Consider the following 19542-nt stretch of genomic DNA (forward strand, 5'->3'; position numbering starts at 1 on the left):
TGCCAAACCTTTTAGCATGTCAAATTGTCAAAATATTTTTGAACTCACTTCGGAAGGCTGTTGTGCGTAGTTAAACTGGTGGATTCAACAAGTCGCCAACATGATTAGTTAAATTAGCAATAAGTCTTAGTGGTATAGCTGTCCCTACACCTAAGTTTAGATTTTTCTTCATCTCTCCAATCAACTGTTGAATTACTTGAACTGGATTTATACCACCAATGACCATTGCGGCTTTTGGGTTTGCTTGTTGTACTTGTGTCAAAAATGTTGACAGGTTTCCAAATTTTGAATTTACGATTGCTACAAGTTCTCCATTAGAATTAAACAAAGGTCCACCTGAATTGCCGTGATTAACAGAACTGTCAATTTTCAAAAGTTGATTTCCATTATGAGTTTCAAAGCCAGCAATATGAGCAAATAAAGCCGTGATGTTGATGCCATATGATGGATACCCTGCAACAAAAGCTTCATGTCCTATGCGCAAGTTGTCAGAATTACCTAAGGCAACTCCATTACCCATTGAATTTTGGGCTTGAAGTACAGCAATATCAGCGGCAGCATCATTAAAAATTGCAGTAACTATTTGTCCATTATTTTGTCCAGACAAAACAGCAACAGTCTGAGTATTTGCAACCACGCAATGAGAGCATGTCAAAATTTTTCTTCCATCACCGATAAGTACCCCACTTCCAGATGATACAATTTGAATATTTGGAGTCTGTCCTGTTATTGAAATAATTCTCACAACAGAATTCTGAATTTGCTGAAATTGATTTGAAAAGTCCATATTAGAGGGTCTAATTAATTACGCACAACTCACTTATTTGCGAAACTCTTGCTGCCCTTCAAATTTCGTTTTTTTGTAAAGCGAGTTTGTTTTCAGTCGTTTTTTAAAAATTGTTTTCTTTTTTAAAGTTTCGCCAATACAATCTTTGCTATACGTGTGCAAACGTTTATAAGCACTTATACACGGCAATTGCTACTACAAGGGTTCCGGCAATCTAACAGTCCTTAAAAAGATCGGCTTTAACAGCAGTCATGCAGGAGTTGGCATCTTCACAGTTAGTCTTTCGGTGTCCCGGCCCTTGTGGGCATACTGCAGTGGTTTAAAAATAAAACACGGCTTTTAATTTTTCAAATAAAACAGGTTCCGTTTTTGTAATATAGCTTTTAGTTGTAAACGCTTCCGGTATGGCGCTGTCTTTGCACACAGTCCTCTTCAAACAAATCTTTTCTTCGTAGCAGGAGATTGCCACGACTTTACCTTACACACATGGCCCTTGAAAGCCTCGCAATGACGTTCCTGTTTCATGTGCATCCGTTGAGTAAAGTATCAAAGCCCAAACCTTGCACGTCATAGCGAGGAGGAGCAACGACGACGTGGCTATCTCCAAACGTTTGCACACAGCCATGTTCAAACAAATCCTTTCTCCGTAGCGTAAGATTGCCACGTCGCTGGCTAAGCACCCGGCCATGAAGCTCCTCGCAATGACGTTCCTGTTTCATGTTCATCCGTTGAATAAAGTATCAAAGCTCAAACCTTGCACGTCATAGCGGGGAGGAGGTACGACGACGTGGGGCTATCTCCCAACGTTTGCACACAGCCATGTTCAAACGAATACCTTCCTGCATAGGCTCAACATGCTTCCTGTTTACTTCCACATCCCTTCCACCATAGTTCCATAATGTGTGCAGTTACGTGCCGTTTGGTGCCGTTGCATGCCGTTTGGTTCCGTTCTGTTCCCTTTGGTGCCGTTTTGTTCCGTTCCGTGCCCTTACAGTACCCCGGCACCTGCATAGTACAGGCATAGAGAGAGCATGGAGAGAGCATACAGAGAGCATGGGGAGTGCATGCAAACACTTCCGTTTCTGGAAAGACGGCGGGCCCACCTTTTCATCCGCATATTTCTTTAAGTAGTATATTAGTCGCTCTGAATTTAAAACCAAGATCAACTGGAACAGCAATCTTCTATAGCAGTCATCGGCAGCGGCAGTTTTGCAACGGCACTGGTAAAAATTTTAAACGATAACGGGCATCCGCTCTGCTGGTATGTACGCCACCGGCAGATAGCCGATCACCTGCGCCGGCACAAACACAACCCGGCTTACCTGCGTTCTGCTGCCTTTCAAACAGAACTGCTGGAGCTCACCACAGAACTGGAAGCTGCCATCCGCAGTGCGGAGTATATTGTGATGGCCGTGCCTTCTGCCTACCTGGAGTCAACACTCAGCCCTTTACCCAAAGATATTTTCAACGGTAAAAAAGTGATCTCGGCCATCAAAGGCCTCATCCCCGGTAAAAACATCCTGCTCAATGATTACCTCAAACAGGAGTTCGGTTTTGATGCCAATGATTATTACACCATCATGGGTCCCTGTCATGCAGAGGAAGTAGCAGCAGAGAAATTATCTTACCTCACCTTCACCGGTTTGCAGGAAGAAAAAGCGCAGGAAATTGCAGACCTCTTCAGCAATCATTATATCAACACAGTTACTAATACGGATGTGTACGGTGTACAGTTTGCCGCCATCTTAAAAAACATTTACGCTCTCGCCAGCGGTATTGCCAACGGGCTGGATTACGGTGATAACTTTTTAAGTGTACTCATTGCCAATGCGGCAGATGAAATGGCTGTGTTCCTCCGCAAAGTGGGTATCCGCAATATTGAAGTGGGGGTGCACAAAGAACCCATACCGGGCGTGCAGCTCATTAAAAATCCGTTGCGCAAGAGTGCTAACTATGCCGCCAGTGTGTACCTGGGCGATTTGCTGGTAACCTGTTACTCACCTTACAGCCGTAACCGTCGCTTTGGTACTATGATCGGTAAAGGCTACAGTGTGCAAACAGCACAACTGGAAATGAATATGGTGGCCGAAGGTTATAATGCCAGCCGCAGTCTCTACCTTATTAACCAGGAAGTAAAAGCAGATATTCCCATTGCCACTATGGTGTACCGCATTTTGTGGGAAGGTCTTTCACCGCAGGAAGGGTTCAGCCAGGTAGAAGAAACCATGATTTAAAACTGTTAATATTTTTTACTGCAATTAAAGAGCGGGGCAAAGCTTCGTACCTTTACAAAAAGAAATTATGCCTGTATCATTTACCGGTTTTGCTCCTTATCTCTTACTGCTTATGCTGGCAGTGGGCATTGTGCACCACTTACTGAGCAGTCGCAGTAAGCCACAGTAAAACATACAGCCCCGTTCCGTTACACCAAACCAACTATTGTATGCCAGGAACCCTCATTAAAAAAATCCGGGAACAGAAAAAACTTACCCAGGAAGAAGTAGCCCGCCACATAGGAATGTCGCAAAATGCTTACAGTAAGATTGAAAATAACATCACCCAGCTTACCATCAACCATGTAAAACAGATCAGTGCTGCATTAGAGGTATCGCCGCTTGAATTGCTGCGGGGTGATTTTGAAGTACACAAACCGCTTTCTCTCCATGCACAAAGCATTACTAAGGAAACGATCTTAATGAACCTGGATGCCCTGCGTGAAAAAATAAGCCAGATACAGGTAGACCGGCACGAGTTATACCCCATCCTCATGTACGAAATACAGGCGGCGGATAATATCCTCTCTCATATTGAACTCTGATTTCAGAAAAACAGATCAGCCGCAATACCATCGGCAAAAAGTTTTCCTTCCTGTGTAAGTACGAGGTGATTGTTTTGATGCTGCATCCATTGCAGGTGTACAAAACGCTCCGATTGATTTACTAAACTTTGTTTTTTATCGGCACCAAATTGCTGTGCCACCAGTTCCAGGTTACAACCTTCCAGCAAACGCAGTGAAGTCATAATGTACTCATTGAGTTGTTGCGTGGGCGTGAGTGTTTCTGTTTCAAAAGGAATTTGATCCTGCTCTAAAGCCGCAATGTATTGTTGATTGTTGCTTACGTTCCATTGCCGGCTGCTGCCGTTAAAAGAATGGGCGGAGGGGCCTAACCCCAAATAAGGAATGCCCTGCCAGTAGCTGCTGTTGTGTTTGCTGCGGTGCCCGGGTTTGGCAAAATTGGAAATTTCATAATGTTCAAAACCCGCTGCCTTCATAGTGTGCATGAGCTGCAGAAACTGCCTGCTTTGCTGTGCTGTATCGGTGTCCTGTTTTTGATGCTGACGTATGAGTTTATCCAATGGTGTTTTGGGTTCTACCGTTAATGCATAACAGGAAATATGGTTGATGCCCTGCGCCAGTGCCCAATCCATATTGTATTGCCAGCGTTCATCGGTAAGACCGGGAATGCCGTAAATAAGATCAATGGTAAAATGTTCAAAGCCGGCGGCCCTTGCTTTTGCAATCACCGTTTGTGCCTGTGCAGCAGTATGGGCACGGTTCATCCACTGCAGGTCTTCATCAAACAATGATTGAATGCCGATGCTGAGCCGGTTGATGCCGGATTCTTTCCACTGCTGCAGCAGTTCTTCTGTAACATCATCGGGGTTTGCTTCCAGCGTCATTTCAACGGTTGCTGCCGGTGTAAAATACTGCCACAATGTTTGGAGAATGCTCTTTAATTCTTCTGCCGAAAGCAGGCTGGGCGTACCGCCGCCGAAATAAACGGTATCAATTGCCGCACCGTTCAGGTAATTATTTTGATGCTGTAATTGCAGTTCTTTCAATAAAGCGGCAATGAATTCGTTTTTATACCGCAGGCTGGTACTGAAATGAAAATTACAATAGTTACAGGCCTGCCTGCAGAACGGAATATGAATATAGATACCTGCCACAGTTACAAGAACGCTTTTGTTTCTTTCAGCAGGTAAACCTGCCTGCAAAAAGGAATATGAATGTATATGCCTGCCAAAACTTAATTTAGAAACTGCAAATGTACCTTTTTGTGCTCCAAATAAAGATTCGGTTACTGCCTTGGTGGTTCATGATGTTCTGTGTACTCACGGGTAGCATGGCAGCAGCACAAAACAAATACCTCCTGCAATACCGCCAGGTTGACAGTACTGCTGATCTTTCCCTGCTGGGTTTACAAAAAGAATTTTCAGGTAAGTCAGCCTGTACTGAGTACATTTTTCAACTGCCGCAACTCCTGCAGAAAAAAGGTTTCATGGCGGCATCAGTTGATAGTGTTGCCGTTGATTCATTAAGTGCAACAGTTTGGTTGTACACCGGCCGTCTTCTCAAATGGAACCGTTTAAAAACAGATTCCATTCCTGCAGATTGGTTGAATGCTGCCGGCTACCGGGAGAAAAACTTTGTGAACCAGGTAGCTGATATCAAAAACATTCAGCTGGTGCAGGAGCGTTTGCTCAACCGTTTGGAAAATAATGGTTATCCCTTTGCCAAAGTGTACTTAGATAGTTTTGTACTGGCTGATGAAGGAATTACCGCATCGCTTAAAATCAACAAAGGTCCTTTGTATAAAATTGACAGCATCAGGATTTACGGCGATGCTAAAATCAGCAACCGCTTTCTGCAACGTTACCTGGAAATCTATAACGGTGATCTTTATGAGAAACAAAAGCTCATGAACATCAGTCAACGTCTGCGCCAGTTGCCTTATCTCGTGGAAGAACGCACCTGGAATATGAACCTGCTGGGTACGGGTTCTATTCTCAACTTATACCTCAAGGAAAAAAAGAACAGCCAGATCAATGGTATCATTGGCTTTTTGCCCAGCAATGATCAGCTGGGTGGTAATAAATTACTGGTAACAGGTGATTTTAATCTCAACTTAAAAAACGGGTTTGGGTTAGGGGAGTCGCTCAGTATTTTGTTTCAGCAGATACAGGTGCAATCGCCCCGTTTGCAATTAGCTTACCAGCAACCGTTTTTGTTTGGCTCTGCATTTGGTGCAGATTTTTCCTTTGATGGGTTTAAGAAAGACAGCAGCTTTCTCAACATTACCTTGCAGGTGGGTATGCAATATTCTTTTGGCGGTAACCGTAGCGGTAAAGTTTTTTTACAACAGTTCATCACTAACCTCAGCAACATTGATACGCTGGCCATACGTCTGAGTAAACGTTTGCCCGACCAGATTGATCAAACCACTACAAATATTGGTGTGGATTATGAATGGTTCAATACAGATTACCGTTTTAATCCTCGTAAAGGTTATGACCTGCGTTTAACCGGCACTGCAGGTATCAGACGCATCCGTGCCAATAACTCCATTACATCCATCAAAAACCCGGCTGATCCCAATTTCAATTACAATGCTTTGTATGATTCGGTGCAAACGAGAGCTTATACTTTCCGGGTAAAAGTAGCTGCAGCCCGTTATTTTAAAACAGGAAAGCAAACGGTTTTAAAAACAGCATTGAACGGCGGTTGGGTACAGAGCCCGCAGTTATTCCGTAATGAGTTGTTCCAGGTAGGAGGGTTTAAACTGCTGCGTGGGTTTGATGAAGAAAGCATTTTTGCCAATGCCTATGCAGTTGCCACCATGGAGTATCGTTTGCTCATCGGGTTAAACAGTTATCTCTATGCGTTTACTGATGCAGGCTGGAGTATCAATAAAAGTCAGTTTGCCAATACCTCCAATCAGTTTATTGGTGCGGGGCTTGGTATGGCTATTGAAACCAAGGCCGGTATTTTTAATATCACGTTTGCTGCCGGTAAACGTAATGATGTGCCGTTGAATCTGCGTCAATCGAAAATTCATTTCGGTTATGTAAACTTTTTCTAACGAAAGAGAATGTTGTTTTTTATTGTTGATGGATGGCATTTTTGCAGTAAAGCATCACTTACTTTTGCATCATTCATGATTCGTTTCTTCATTTTCATTGTTTGTTGCCTGATGGGTATTGTTGCTGGTGCACAAGACACATTGCGTCCCGTAACAGATACCACGCAACAAGTGGCTGATACAATACCTGTTGTTACAATTGCTCCTGTAACAGTAGTTTCTTATGAACGTGCACAGGTGGCTGTTCTTTCTAAACTCAAAGGGCTGAACCTGCAATCCAAAGCTGAGTTTTTGATTCAGGAGCCTAAAGCAGTTGCGGGCAAGGATTGGCTTTTCTATTATTTACTTGGTGTATTGCTTTTGTTTGGTGCATTGCGGTTAACCTATGCCCGTTATTTTAAAGATCTGTTTCGTTTCTTTTTCCGCACCTCTTTACGGGTGAATCAAATCCGGGAACAATTGGTACAAAGCGGACTGCAATCGCTTTTGTTCAACGTATTTTTTGCTGTAGCCTTTGGCATCTATCTTTTTTTATTACTCAAACATTATAAAAGTGATATCGGCATCAGTGAATGGTTATTGCCCTTAACAGGCACTGCCGTGCTCATGTTACTGTACCTAGGCAAATATCTTTTTTTACAACTCAGCGGCTGGCTGTTCAGTATGAAAACAGCAGCAGAAACCTATACGTTTATTGTTTTTCTCATTAATAAGGTGGCGGGTATTGCCATTCTGCCTTTTATCATTCTCATCGCTTTTGCTCCAACTTACCTGGCTGATATGGCAGTGAACATATCATTGATCCTCGTATCGGGCCTGTTTTTGTACCGTTTTTTAAGGGCTTATCAACCGGTTTATGCTGAAATAAAGCTGGAACGCCTCCATTTTTTTGTTTTTTTCCTGGCGGTGGAAATTGCTCCCTTATTGCTGATTTACAAAGTTTTGGTGCTCTATTTCTGAAACAATGTGCTTACATTTGCCAAAATTTTCCAGACCAGGTATGGATAAAAAAGGGCAGCAAACTTCCACTAAAGGCATCCAGAACATACTTATTACTCAACCCAAGCCTGATTCTGAGAAGTCACCATATTTTGATTTAGCAAGGAAATACAATGTAAATCTTGTGTTTCAGCCCTTTATCCGTATTGAAGGCATTCCTTCTAAAGAATTCCGGAAACAAAAGATTGATATTCCTTCTTATTCAGCCGTTATATTCACCAGCCGTAATGCCATTGATCATTTCTTCCGCACCTGCGAAGAGATGCGTATTACCATTTCGCAGGACACAAAATATTTCTGCATTACCGAAGCGGTAGCCCTCTATCTGCAGAAATTTATTCTCTACCGTAAACGTAAAGTGTTTTACGGAGCCGATGGTACCAATAAAAGTTTGTTTGATGTAATCAACAAACACAAGAGCAACGAACGCTTTCTCTATCCCTGCAGCGAAAACCTGGATAATGAAATAACGGGTTGGTTACGGAATCATAACTGTGAATTTGCAACACCCATCCTGTACCGAACGGTGAGCAATGATATCAAAGACCTGGTGACCAACGGCAACTACGACATCATCTGTTTCTTTACTCCCAGCGGTGTAAAAAGTCTGCTTGAAAATTTACCCAAGTACAAACAAAACGGAACCTTTATCGGTGCCTTTGGTGCCAACACTTTTAAAGCGGTGGAAGATGCCGGTTTAAAACTCCAGATCAAAGCACCGGAGCCGCAATCGCCCAGCATGGTATCGGCATTGGATCGTTTTTTGGCAGCACATACCAAATAAAATTTCTTTGTAAACAAACAATCTCTGTGGTTTTGCAGTTAGCTGCATACATACCTTTATGTTATGAGTGCTACCAACAGATTAGCCGCTGAAACCAGTCCTTATTTATTACAGCATCAGCACAACCCGGTTGATTGGTACCCGTGGGGAGAAGAAGCCCTGCAGCGTGCCAAAGCAGAGGACAAACCTATACTGGTGAGCATCGGTTATTCTTCCTGTCATTGGTGTCATGTAATGGAGCGGGAGAGTTTTGAAGATGAAGCCACTGCTGCGGTTATGAACCGGCATTTCATCAATATCAAAATTGACCGGGAAGAACGCCCCGACCTGGATCATATTTACATGGATGCGGTACAGGCGATGACCGGTAGCGGAGGCTGGCCGCTCAATGTTTTTCTTACACCGGATTTAAAACCTTTTTATGGCGGTACTTACTTTCCGCCGGTGCGTGCTTATAACCGTGCCAGTTGGAAAGAAGTGTTGCATGGTGTGGCTGAAGGATATAAAAGCAGGAGAGATGAAATTGAAGAACAGGCCATGCAGTTAACAGCTCATCTGCAAAACGCCAATTCATTTGGTATGGATAAAGTGTTGCAGATAGATATTCCTGTTGAAGAACTGTTTACAATGCTACAGGTTCATGAGGCTTATGAGGCACTGATGAAACAGGCCGATACAGAATGGGGTGGTTTTGGCCGGGCACCCAAGTTTCCCCAAACATTTGCCATTCGTTTTTTACTGCAGTACTATCACTTTACAAAAAAGGAAGCTGCTTTGGAGCAGGCCTGTTTGTGTTTGGATAAAATGATCATGGGAGGCATTTACGATCATATCGGTGGTGGCTTTGCCCGTTACAGTACCGATGCAGAGTGGCTGGCACCACATTTTGAAAAAATGCTCTATGATAATGCGTTACTGGTAATTGCTTTAAGTGAAGCGTATCAATTAACAGGTCGCTCTCTTTATAAAAAAACAATTGAGGAAACGCTTGCTTTTATTGAACGGGAAATGACTTCTCCGGAAGGAGGTTTTTATGCGGCGCTGGATGCTGACAGTGAAGGGGTAGAAGGAAAATATTATACCTGGAGTAAACAGGAAGTTGATGCCATCCTTGGCAGTGATGCTGAGTTGTTCTGCAGGTTGTATGATATTACAGATGAAGGTAACTGGGAGCATGTAAGTATTCCACGCTTATTGCAAACCATAGAATCATTTGCAAAGTCCCATCAGCTTTCCGTAGAAGCAACTGAGCAACTGGCTCTTTCAGGAAAAAATAAATTACTGGCGGAACGTTTCAAAAGAATCCGCCCTTTACTGGATGATAAAATTTTATTGGGCTGGAATGCATTAATGAACCAGGCTTACAGCAAAGCTTTTATGGCTACCGGAAATGCATCTTATCGGGCCAAAGCAATAGCGAACATAGAGTTTCTGCTTCATGCTTTTGCAACAGAAGGAGATGCAGGTTTGTTACACACATGGAAAAACGGCACAGCTAAGTACACGGCTTTCCTGGATGATTATGCTTATCTCATACAGGCTTTAATCAGTCTGCAGGAAATCAGTTCTGATACCGCTTATCTTATAAAAGCAAAGGAATTAACGCAGACAGTGCTTGACCGTTTTGTTGAAAAGGAGTCTGGTTTTTTCTTTTTTACCCCTGAGGGAGAAAGTAATATTCTCGTTCGAAAAAAAGAAGTGTATGACGGCGCCACTCCTTCGGGCAATAGTGTAATGGCTCAGAACCTTTATTATCTCGGTTTGATATTTGACGAACAGGAATGGCAGCAGCAAAGCATCCGGATGCTCGGTGCGTTGCAGCAGGCAGTGGTTCGTTATCCTTTATCTTTTGGTGGTTGGCTCATACATCTTACAAACCTGGTACAGGGCTACCTGGAAATTGCTGTAGTGGGTAAAGGTTTTGAAACAGGAAGAGATCAGTTGAATGAATTATACCTGCCTAATAAAATTATGCAGACGGCTGCAATCGGCAGTTACGGATTTCCGCTGCTGGAGGGTAAAAACCCCTCGGTAGAAACCCTTAGTTTTTATCTCTGTAAAAACTATGCCTGCCGGGCACCCGTGGCTGATTTTGAAGAATTCACGGATATTTTAACAAAAGAGCGCATAAAAACAATAAAATAAAACGGCTGCCGTTATCGGTAGAAGAAAAAAAAGTCATTTTGTATTTAAAGAAATTAATAGTAGCATTGCGTTGTGGTTCAGGAAATGATTTCCGAATCAGTTCCGGATCACCCAATTCCTACATGAAAGTAAATTTCGCAAAAATGAAAAACCAACTTCTAAGTTGCTTCGCATTCGCTGCCCTGTCCGTACTAGTGGTAAGTTGTGGCAAATCAAAATCTGCCGGAAAAACAACCGCCAGCAATGGCCAGTTAGTCGGCGCTACATACAGCGCCAAAATCAATAACAACACACGCACTGGAATGGTGCATATTCCGCAGGGTACCTTTCATATGGGTCCCAGTGATGAGGATATGAACTACTCCTACACGGCCCGTAACCGTCAGATGTCCATCAGTGGCTTCTGGATGGATGTTACGGAAATCACCAACCGTGAATACAAGCAGTTTGTATTTGACGTGCGTGACTCCATTGCCGCCACTTTGCTGGGGTATATTGATCCCAAGACCAATAACCTGGACAAGAAGAAGATGGCCGGCATCTGGAAGGAAAAAAATGTATATGAAAAGCTGGGTGCTATGATGATGGCTCCGGACGATCGCATCTTCGGTCGTATGGAAATTGACCCTGATAAGCTCATCTACATGGAAGAGTACGTGGATTATAAAGCAGCTGCATACCGCAAGCCGAATGAGCCCCGTTCTAAATTCATTATTAAAACTCCGGTAAAAATATATCCAGACACATTGGTGTGGGTTCGTGACTTCTCTTACAGTTACAATGAACCGATGAGTGTGCGTTACTTCTCTCACCCGGCCTTCCAGAACTATCCTGTAGTGGGTGTTACCTGGAAACAGGCCAGTGCGTTTTGTACCTGGCGCTCCCGCCTTTTGAATTCGTTTAACGATACAAAAGGATATGCTACCGAGTCAAACTACCGTTTACCTACAGAAGCTGAGTGGGAGTATGCTGCCCGTGGCGGTCGCTCTCAATCTATGTTCCCCTGGGGTAACTATTATCTCCGTAACCGTAAAGGATGTTTAATGGCCAACTTTAAACCCGGCCGTGGTAACTATCCTGAAGATGGCGGCTTCTACACTGTACGTGCAGATGCCTACTGGCCTAACGATTTCGGTTTATACAACATGGCAGGAAACGTAGCTGAGTGGACAAGCTCCCTTTATTACGAAGGTGGCTACAACTTTGCCCATGATATGAACCCGGATATCCGTTACAATGCGAAAGACAGTGATCCTCCCCGTATGAAGCGTAAAGTGGTACGTGGCGGAAGCTGGCAGAGTGTAGGCTATTATCTCCAAACCAGTACCCGTAACTATGAGTACCAGGACACAGCGAAATCGTATATCGGTTTCCGTTGTGTGATTGATCTTGCACCGGGTGTTGGAATGAAGAAACGTTAATTCATTTTCAAATTTTAAATCTAATACACCCAAGAAGTGGAACGGCTGCGGCCGCAATGCTTCAATTGAATCACTATTTTAAAACCAACAGTTATGGCAGTCTCTCAATCTACCGAAAAAATCTCAAACATTATCGTTTCACTCGGCGCCGCAGTAGTAATCTTTGGTGCCTGGGCCAAAATCCTCCACTTAAGCTTTGCTGACCTGATGCTCACCATCGGTCTGCTTACAGAGGCTGGTATCTTCCTTGTGTACGCTTATCTTTCAACACAGGGTTACGGGTTACATGAAAGTCCTGCACCGGCCGCCGGTAAAGGAACTCCGGCTCTTGCTTCATTGGATAAAATGATGCAGGATGCTGATATTACACCCAGCAGCCTTCGTTCACTCAGCGATAATTTCCAAAAATTAAATACAACCGTTGGTGGTATTAAAGAAGTAGGTGATGTGGTATCTGCTACCGGTGAACTCAGCATCAAAACCAAAGAAGCGGCTGCTGTATTAGGTGGTATGAAAGATGCTTACCAGCAGGCTTCTGCTTCTGTAGCATCTTTTAACAGCGCTGCAGAGAGCACAAAGCAATTCCATACACAGGTTGAAAATATGACCAAGAACCTCAGCTCTTTAAATACTATTTACGAGCTGGAGTTACAGGATTCAAACAATCACCTCAAAGCCCTTAACAAATTCTACGGTAACCTCGTACAGGCTTCTGAAGCTATGCAGGGAAGTGTAGAAGATGCAAAAGCGGCACATAACCAGATTTCTAATCTGGCCAAGAACCTGGGAACGCTCAACAATATTTACGGTAACATGATCAATGCGATGCAGGGTCGTTAATTAAAAAAGGAAACCATTATTAGTTAACCAGAACAAAACCAAAATCCTAAGATCATGGCACTACCTAAAGAGCCCCGGCAGAAGATGATTAACCTCATGTACCTCGTGTTAACAGCACTGTTGGCACTGAACGTATCTGCGGAAATCATCAACGCCTTTAAAGTGGTTGATAACAGTCTTACTTCAACCAATGGTGTGGTTAATGCTTCTACAGCAACCATCATTAAATCGTTTGAAGAAAAGCTGACGGATCCAACCACCATGGAAAAAGCAAAAATGTGGAAGCCTAAAGCTGACCAGGCAGTAGCCTTGTCAAAAGGCGTCTACGATTATATTGAAGGACTGAAATTAAAATTAAAAGTAGCCGCAGGCTTCGATCCTTCTGATCCCAATTCAACATTTAAAGAAGACAATACCAACTTTACCAGCCAGATTTTTGTGAAGAATAAAGTGGGTGATACACTTCTTCAGAAATTAACAGATTATAAGAAAGCCTTATTGGCAATTGATCCTGAAGTAGGAAAGCAATTTGCCAATTCGCTCCCCATCAACCTGGAAAAACCCAAGTTGAAGAATACTAAAATGGGAGATCTTTCATGGGCCGCTTCTTATTTCTACATGACGCCTACTGTAGCTGCATTAACCATGCTCAGTAAGTTTCAGAATGATGTGAAAACATCAGAAAACAGAATCGTGAACGAATTCCATAATAAGATCGGACAGGTAGTAGTACGTTTTGATACCTATGAGCCTATTGTAGGTGCTAACTCTACGTATCTCTATCCCGGCCAGGAATTACAGATCACAGCCGGTATCGGTGCCTTCAGTAAGAATGCATTGCCACAGGTAACTATCGGAGGCCGTGCTGTTCCTTTGAACGAGCAGGGTGTAGCTATTTATAAAACAGCCGTAGGAGCCGGTGGCGGTTCAGTACCGGTTGTAATCCGATACAAAGACCAGGAAGGCAGAGACCAGGTTCGTGAAACCAAAATTGACTATACCGTAGGTACACCAACTGGCGCTTTTGTAAGTGCTGAAAAAGTAAAGGTGCTCTACATCGGTCTGGATAACGAGCTGGCAGTAACCGGCGGTAGTGTGGGAGATGAGAAAGTGAGTGTAAGTATTAACAACGGTACGCTCCGTAAAGTAGGCCCCGGTCGTTATATTTCCAGTCCTACAAATACTGGAACAGCAGTTGTAACCGTTAATGCAGATGGAAAGGCTTCCAGTTTCACCTTCCGTGTGAAGAATGTACCGGATCCTGTTCCGATGGTGGGACAAAGCAGCGGTGGACGGATGCCTGCCAACGTGTTTAAAGCGCAGCAAGGCGTACGTGCAGATTTGAAAGACTTTGTGTTTGAAGGCGTAACCTTTACTGTTACAGGATATACGTTGTATTGTGTTGGAGCCGGTTTCCAGGATGCACCCGGTGTATTACCCGGAATCAATTCCAACTCGTTTGCACCGGCACAAAGCCTGATTCAAAAGTGCAGACCCGGTACAACAGTAGTTGTGGATGAGATCAGGGCGGTAGGTCCCGGTGGTACCTCAAGAAAACTGCCACCCATGGTATTTAATCTTTATTAAACTGAACGAGATATGAACATGAAAAACCTGCGTGTAGGAATGTTGTTAGTGTTGGTATTGGCTGCAGCAGCATCCAATGCTCAAACCAAGCCACGTAAAAAAACAAGCCGTCCGCCTGCCAACTCCGGCTATGGTCAGCCTTCTGGTTATGGCAATCCGCCTGCTAATAACAATCAGCAGCAAAGCGGTTATGGTAACCAGAGCGGCTACGGTAATAACAACCAGCAGCAGCAATCCAATAAGCCCCAGGCAAATATTCCGATCGTAGTGGTGCCTTCTTCCGGTAACCCTGCTTTGGATTCTATTAAGCCTTCTTTGCGGAATGATGCATCCATTGAGCGTAATCTCGTTAAAGACCGCCAGCCACTGGCATACGAGCATATCCGTGAGGATGATGCGGTGTACCGCCAGCGTGTGTGGAGGGAGATTGATACCCGTGAGAAAATGAACCTTGCCTTCCGTTATGCAGCGGATGAGGATAACGGTAACCAACGTTTTATTGCTATTCTTTTAAACGCCATCCGCAGCAGGGAGTTAACCGCTTTTGATGCGTCCGATGACCGTTTCACCACACCACTTACTCCTGCTAAAGTAATGGAAGCGTTCAGTGGTGGTTTGGATACAGTTCCTGTATATGATATGAATGGTGATATCACCCGTTATGAAGTACGTGCCCGTGAAATTGATCCGGATAGTATCTATCGCTTCCGTATCAAGGAAGAATGGGTGTTTGATAAAGAATCATCCCGCTTGTTTGTTCGTATTCTCGGTATTGCGCCTATTAAGCGTTTAACCAGAAGCGATGGAACAGATATCATTCCCGGACAGCCGGAGTTTGCTCCCATGTTCTGGATCTATTATCCTGATTCACGTTCTATTCTTGCCAAGTACGAAGCCTTTAACGGTAAAAACTATGGTGCACGTATGACCTGGGAAGAGCTGTTTGAAAACCGTATGTTCAGCAGTTATATTACCAAGTCAACCATTGATAATCCTTACGACAGAACCTTGCGTAGTTATATTAAAGATCCTATCCTGCGTTTGCTGGAAGGAGAAAATATCAAAGAAAAGATTTTCAATTACGAGCAGGACTTATGGTCTTACTAATAGCTGATTCAATTCAAAAAAAATCCCGCCTCAAGGCGGGATTTTTTTTTGTTTTAGCCTGTACAAATGTTTTACGCTGTAGTATCAAACACTCCACAGAAAATGTGCAAATCATTTTAAAAAAATACCCACTTTAGGGCATTGATTATAGCTACAGGTTGCCTATCTTTGTTACGGTTTTTCATAGGATATTGGATTTTAAAGACGGGGCTGGATCTCTATCCTGGCCCCTTTTTTTATGCCTGTTATTTTTGAAATGCTTCTATTAAAAAATCAGTCCTTCTTTCTCCAATCAATTCAATCAATTCTTCTCTGCTTGCTTTTTTAATATTCGACACTGAGCGGAATTTCTGCAGTAACAATTCAGCAGTTGCTTTACCGATGCCGTTAATATCTTCCAGTTCGTTTTTAAACGTACCACGGCTGCGTTGGTTGCGATGAAATGTAATACCGAAGCGATGTACTTCATCTCTGATACGGCGCAGCAAATGAAGCGATGGGCTGTTATACGGAAGCTTTAATGATTGCTGATCACCTGTAAAAAATACTTCTTCTACATTCTTAGCCAAACCAATTACTGTTAAACGGTTTTCAATATGCAAGGCCCTGATGCTTTCCATAGCAGCAGAGAGCTGGCCTTTACCTCCATCAATAATAATCAATTGCGGCAGTGGTTTATTTTCTTTCAGTAAGCGATCATAACGGCGATGCACCACTTCGCTCATGCTGGCAAAATCATTAATACCTGTAACTGTTTTAATATTGAAATGACGGTATTCTTTTTTATCAGGCTCCCCGTTTTTAAAACAAACCATAGCACTCACAGGATAACTGCCCTGAAAATTTGAGTTATCAAAACATTCAATGTGTACAGGCAATTCCTGCAACTGCAAATCGTTTTGAAGTTGTTGGAGCAACTGTAGTCCCTTTACTTTTGCTTCATTTAAATGCAGTAGTTTCTTTTGCTTGTATTCACGGAAAAAATGTTCAGTATTTTTTTGTGAGAGATCCAGCAGTTCTTTTTTGGGTCCTGCTTTTGGAACGGTAATCTTTACAGCATCATCAATGGTTTCAATTTCAAAAGGCAGTATCAGTTCAGCCGCATGACTTTCAAACAAAGAAGAAATACGGCCGATAACTGATTCCAGCACTTCCTGCTCTGTTTCATCCAACTTGCAATCCATCTGCAGATTTTCTGTTTGAATAATAGCACCATTCTGTACCATCAGGTAATTGATAAAGGCTTTGTCTTCATGCCTGATGATGCTGTACACATCTACATTGCCCAGCTTTGGATTTACAACAGCAGAACGGGCCTGGTAATTTTCCAGGTGCTCCATTTTCTTTTTGATGATTTCAGCTTTTTCAAATTTCAGTTGTGCTACCTGTTCTTTCAGTTCATTTTTTAAATGCTGCAGCACGGGTTTAAGATTGCCGCTGAGCAGGTTTTTTACCTGTGCCAGCCCTTCATTATAATCTTCCTGTGTTTGCAATCCTTCACAAGGTCCTTTGCAGTTACCAAGGTGATATTCCAGGCAAACTTTAAACTTCTTCTTTTGAATATTACTGTCGGTAAGATTGAGTTTGCAATTACGTAAGGGGATGTTTTGACGGATGAACTGGATGAGCTCTCTCACTTTGGCAACGGATGTAAAAGGGCCGAGGTAAGTAGAGCCGTCTTCAATTTTTCGTCTTGTAAGAAATACCCTGGGGAAAGGTTCTTTTTTAATAACAATAAACGGATAACTCTTATCATCTTTTAAATTGATATTAAAAACAGGCTGAAACTGTTTGATGAGTGAGTTTTCAAGGAACAAAGCATCCTGTTCCGATGTGACGATTGTAAAATCAATACTGTGTATGCGGCGTACTAACTCTGCTGTTTTATACGAAGCAACTGTTTTGTTGAAATAACTGGATACACGTTTACGTAAACTCTTGGCCTTACCTACATACAATAGTTTTTTATCAGCATCATAGTACTTGTAAATACCGGGCTGCAGCGGAATGGATTTGCTTATTTGCTGAAATTGTTCCTGTGTCATGCAACCGGTTATTCTTCCGTATCGTTCCAGTTAATTTTTTCGTTGAGCACCTTTTCTGTCTGATCGGGTTTGTAAACAGTAGTAATGATGCGGCAGCTTTTATTATGCTTCCAGAGCAACTGTTGGGTAAAAGATGAATCATTTGTGTTGTTACTGCGTACGATGTACAACCTGTCAATCTGTTGCGTTTCAGGATTTACATACACATCTACTCTTTGTACCGGCAGCTCTTTATTGTTTTCCGGCTCATAAGTAAGGGTGATGGAGTTGATGCCTGCATCAGCAAACAACGTTTCTTTATAGAGTTCCTGGAAATTTTTCTTTTCCAGTTCCTCTGTTAAAAAAGGTAGTACCAGGACCTTGAGTTGTTCTTTATTTAAAAAGACGGTATCTGTATAAACAGAATCTTTTAATATAGTTTTTTCAAATGCAAAGGGCACTGTGTCAAGGTAGGCTAACTGCCCCTTGAGATAAGCGCTTACATCAATAAAATCAGGTTTTTCTTGCTGTGAAGATTTTGACCGGCAGGCCATGATAAAAAGCAGGCATGCAAGTGTAACCCCTTTCAATACATTAAACATGGTGTAAAATTATTGAAATGTGCGGCAAGAATACTTATGAAGTTATTTACCTGAGATTTTTTATGAAACCGAACTTGATACCATAATCAATGAGATGTTCTTTAATAGGATAGCTTTCTTTAGCATTGGAGAGCAATTGGTAACGAAGTTGGGGTCCTAATTGAAATTCAGAATTCTTTGATTTCACCCTGACAAAGGTTTCAAAACCGTAGTTAATATTGAATGATTTGAGAAACTCAGGAGCCTTGATATAGTTTTTGTAATCATTGGTAAGCATATAGCCGGTGCCTGCAATTAAGTAAGTAGGTTGTAAGGTGGATGAAACATTCCAAACAAATCTTTTTCCTTCCACAATATCTATCCTGATACCCAGCGGTACTGAAACCTGAAGCGTTTTGTTGAAAATGTTTTCATCAAAATAACCGTTACTGGTTCTGAGTGAAGTTACACGCTGTATGTTACGGAACGGGCTCAGGGTTACTGTGGCCACTTCCGGCGAAAATTTGGAGCCGGTAACTACATAGCTGGTGAAATTAAACTGCAAACCACTGGTAAAAGCTACGGTTTTACTGATGGGTTTTATATAAGCTGCACCTATTTCCAGTCCCAGGAATGGCTGATGAATGATGGCTGATCTTGGATCCCTGATGTTACCAAAGTTGTACCTGTTTTCAGTTACCAAAACACGATAACTGGTAGAAGGTGTGATGTAATATTGAAATTGTTTTTCAGGTTTTTTAGTTGTTATTACCGGCACATTTACTTCATAATTCAGATCGGCATCTGTTTGGTTATTGTCGGGTTCGCCGGTAACAGGCTCTTGTACTAATGCAACGGGCTCTTTTGCAGTGGTCGCAAAATCACCGGCAGGCAGCAGTGACATTGTCTTCAACTCCTGGGCACCGGTTGTTGTTAAAGTAGTTTCGTTGTTTAAAGTTGGCTCTTCAACCGGCACTATCGTTTCTTTTATCGGCTCTTCAACACTTGCAGTTGTTATTGTTTGCTGTTGTTCTGTTAATTGCTGAATATCTTTTTTGATCACCGGCTTTTGTACTGTTGCAATGATCAATGGTTTGTTTTGTTTTGCAGGAACTGTATAAACATTGCTCTTATTTTGAACAGCAGCTTGTGTTAATGGTGTTAAATTGCCGGCAACCATGTTTACTTCATGCTGGTTCACAGAAACCCAGAGACCGGCACTCAATAATGTAATAGTGAAGAAAGATGCCAGCTTCCAGCGGAAACGGGCGGGTTGATGCAGGCGTTGATAAATCACATCCCAAGACTGATCAGATGGGTACATACGGTACTCATCTGCCCGTTGCTTCAACACCTGTTCGAAAGAATCATCCTGGTACATAAAACGCTCCATAATCAGTTTC

At 42.7% G+C, this 19542-nt stretch carries 15 protein-coding genes; 10 read left to right on the forward strand and 5 right to left on the reverse strand.

The window, feature by feature from the left end; all coding sequences use genetic code 11:
• Positions 1–70: 70 nt before the first annotated feature.
• Positions 71–787, reverse strand: a complete 717-nt coding sequence (locus PDL71_RS04075; protein WP_407525708.1) for a serine protease — start codon at positions 785–787, stop codon at positions 71–73.
• 1229 nt (positions 788–2016) lie between these two features.
• On the opposite strand from PDL71_RS04075, the gene PDL71_RS04080 reads away from it, so the two are divergent.
• A complete protein-coding gene (locus tag PDL71_RS04080) occupies positions 2017–3021 on the forward strand; it encodes an NAD(P)H-dependent glycerol-3-phosphate dehydrogenase (protein ID WP_407528378.1) in 1005 nt (334 codons plus the stop codon).
• A 209-nt stretch (positions 3022–3230) separates the two neighbouring features.
• Positions 3231–3605 (forward strand): helix-turn-helix domain-containing protein, encoded by a 375-nt coding sequence (locus tag PDL71_RS04085; protein ID WP_407525710.1) that lies wholly within the window; start codon positions 3231–3233, stop codon positions 3603–3605.
• Between the two features lie 2 nt (positions 3606–3607).
• Here the strand turns inward: PDL71_RS04085 and hemW are convergent, their stop codons facing one another.
• Positions 3608–4738: a radical SAM family heme chaperone HemW gene (gene hemW / locus PDL71_RS04090; RefSeq protein WP_407525714.1), complete on the reverse strand. Its 1131-nt coding sequence runs from the start codon at positions 4736–4738 to the stop codon at positions 3608–3610.
• A 176-nt stretch (positions 4739–4914) separates the two neighbouring features.
• Here hemW and PDL71_RS04095 point away from each other — a divergent pair, with 176 nt between their 5' ends.
• The 8 genes from PDL71_RS04095 (at position 4915) to gldN (ending at position 15534) form a co-directional block, all read left to right on the forward strand.
• On the forward strand, positions 4915–6651 hold the full coding sequence (locus PDL71_RS04095) for a BamA/TamA family outer membrane protein (protein ID WP_407525717.1): 1737 nt from the start codon (positions 4915–4917) through the stop codon (positions 6649–6651).
• A 9-nt stretch (positions 6652–6660) separates the two neighbouring features.
• Entirely contained in the window at positions 6661–7611 is a 951-nt protein-coding gene (locus tag PDL71_RS04100) for a DUF4271 domain-containing protein (protein WP_407525720.1), read from the forward strand.
• A gap of 16 nt (positions 7612–7627) precedes the next feature.
• Positions 7628–8434, forward strand: a complete 807-nt coding sequence (locus PDL71_RS04105; RefSeq protein WP_407525722.1) for a uroporphyrinogen-III synthase — start codon at positions 7628–7630, stop codon at positions 8432–8434.
• 63 nt (positions 8435–8497) lie between these two features.
• On the forward strand, positions 8498–10579 hold the full coding sequence (locus PDL71_RS04110; protein WP_407525725.1) for a thioredoxin domain-containing protein: 2082 nt from the start codon (positions 8498–8500) through the stop codon (positions 10577–10579).
• 143 nt (positions 10580–10722) lie between these two features.
• Complete coding sequence (locus PDL71_RS04115; protein ID WP_407525728.1) at positions 10723–12000, forward strand: SUMF1/EgtB/PvdO family nonheme iron enzyme; 1278 nt, start codon at positions 10723–10725, stop codon at positions 11998–12000.
• A 93-nt stretch (positions 12001–12093) separates the two neighbouring features.
• A complete protein-coding gene (gene gldL, locus PDL71_RS04120) occupies positions 12094–12840 on the forward strand; it encodes a gliding motility protein GldL (protein ID WP_407525731.1) in 747 nt (248 codons plus the stop codon).
• Positions 12841–12894: 54 nt separating this feature from the next.
• On the forward strand, positions 12895–14427 hold the full coding sequence (gene gldM, locus PDL71_RS04125; protein ID WP_407525733.1) for a gliding motility protein GldM: 1533 nt from the start codon (positions 12895–12897) through the stop codon (positions 14425–14427).
• A 12-nt stretch (positions 14428–14439) separates the two neighbouring features.
• A complete protein-coding gene (gene gldN, locus PDL71_RS04130) occupies positions 14440–15534 on the forward strand; it encodes a gliding motility protein GldN (protein ID WP_407525736.1) in 1095 nt (364 codons plus the stop codon).
• Between the two features lie 245 nt (positions 15535–15779).
• Here gldN and uvrC read toward each other — a convergent pair whose 3' ends face one another.
• The 3 genes from uvrC to PDL71_RS04145 are packed head-to-tail and all read right to left on the reverse strand — an operon-like array spanning position 15780 to position 19532.
• Complete coding sequence (gene uvrC / locus PDL71_RS04135) at positions 15780–17579, reverse strand: excinuclease ABC subunit UvrC (RefSeq protein ID WP_407525739.1); 1800 nt, start codon at positions 17577–17579, stop codon at positions 15780–15782.
• An 8-nt stretch (positions 17580–17587) separates the two neighbouring features.
• Positions 17588–18160, reverse strand: a complete 573-nt coding sequence (locus tag PDL71_RS04140) for a hypothetical protein (RefSeq protein ID WP_407525742.1) — start codon at positions 18158–18160, stop codon at positions 17588–17590.
• Positions 18161–18206: 46 nt separating this feature from the next.
• Positions 18207–19532 carry a hypothetical protein gene (locus PDL71_RS04145; RefSeq protein WP_407525744.1) on the reverse strand — a complete coding sequence of 442 codons (1326 nt, stop codon included), beginning with the start codon at positions 19530–19532 and terminating at the stop codon, positions 18207–18209.
• Between the last annotated feature and the right edge of the window lie 10 nt (positions 19533–19542).

The organism is Lacibacter sp. MH-610, assembly GCF_045780045.1.
Lineage (GTDB): Bacteria > Bacteroidota > Bacteroidia > Chitinophagales > Chitinophagaceae > Lacibacter.

What these genes read in the sequence shown, in the direction of transcription:
- PDL71_RS04075 (WP_407525708.1), bottom strand. Translation starts at nt 787, where the DNA reads ATGGACTTTTCAAATCAATTTCAGCAAATTCAGAATTCTGTTGTGAGA.
- gldL (WP_407525731.1), top strand. Translation starts at nt 12,094, where the DNA reads ATGGCAGTCTCTCAATCTACCGAAAAAATCTCAAACATTATCGTTTCA.
- PDL71_RS04085 (WP_407525710.1), top strand. Translation starts at nt 3,231, where the DNA reads ATGCCAGGAACCCTCATTAAAAAAATCCGGGAACAGAAAAAACTTACC.
- uvrC (WP_407525739.1), bottom strand. Translation starts at nt 17,579, where the DNA reads ATGACACAGGAACAATTTCAGCAAATAAGCAAATCCATTCCGCTGCAG.
- PDL71_RS04140 (WP_407525742.1), bottom strand. Translation starts at nt 18,160, where the DNA reads ATGTTTAATGTATTGAAAGGGGTTACACTTGCATGCCTGCTTTTTATC.
- PDL71_RS04145 (WP_407525744.1), bottom strand. Translation starts at nt 19,532, where the DNA reads ATGGAGCGTTTTATGTACCAGGATGATTCTTTCGAACAGGTGTTGAAG.
- gldN (WP_407525736.1), top strand. Translation starts at nt 14,440, where the DNA reads ATGAACATGAAAAACCTGCGTGTAGGAATGTTGTTAGTGTTGGTATTG.
- PDL71_RS04100 (WP_407525720.1), top strand. Translation starts at nt 6,661, where the DNA reads ATGTTGTTTTTTATTGTTGATGGATGGCATTTTTGCAGTAAAGCATCA.
- PDL71_RS04110 (WP_407525725.1), top strand. Translation starts at nt 8,498, where the DNA reads ATGAGTGCTACCAACAGATTAGCCGCTGAAACCAGTCCTTATTTATTA.
- gldM (WP_407525733.1), top strand. Translation starts at nt 12,895, where the DNA reads ATGGCACTACCTAAAGAGCCCCGGCAGAAGATGATTAACCTCATGTAC.
- PDL71_RS04095 (WP_407525717.1), top strand. Translation starts at nt 4,915, where the DNA reads ATGGCAGCAGCACAAAACAAATACCTCCTGCAATACCGCCAGGTTGAC.
- PDL71_RS04115 (WP_407525728.1), top strand. Translation starts at nt 10,723, where the DNA reads ATGAAAAACCAACTTCTAAGTTGCTTCGCATTCGCTGCCCTGTCCGTA.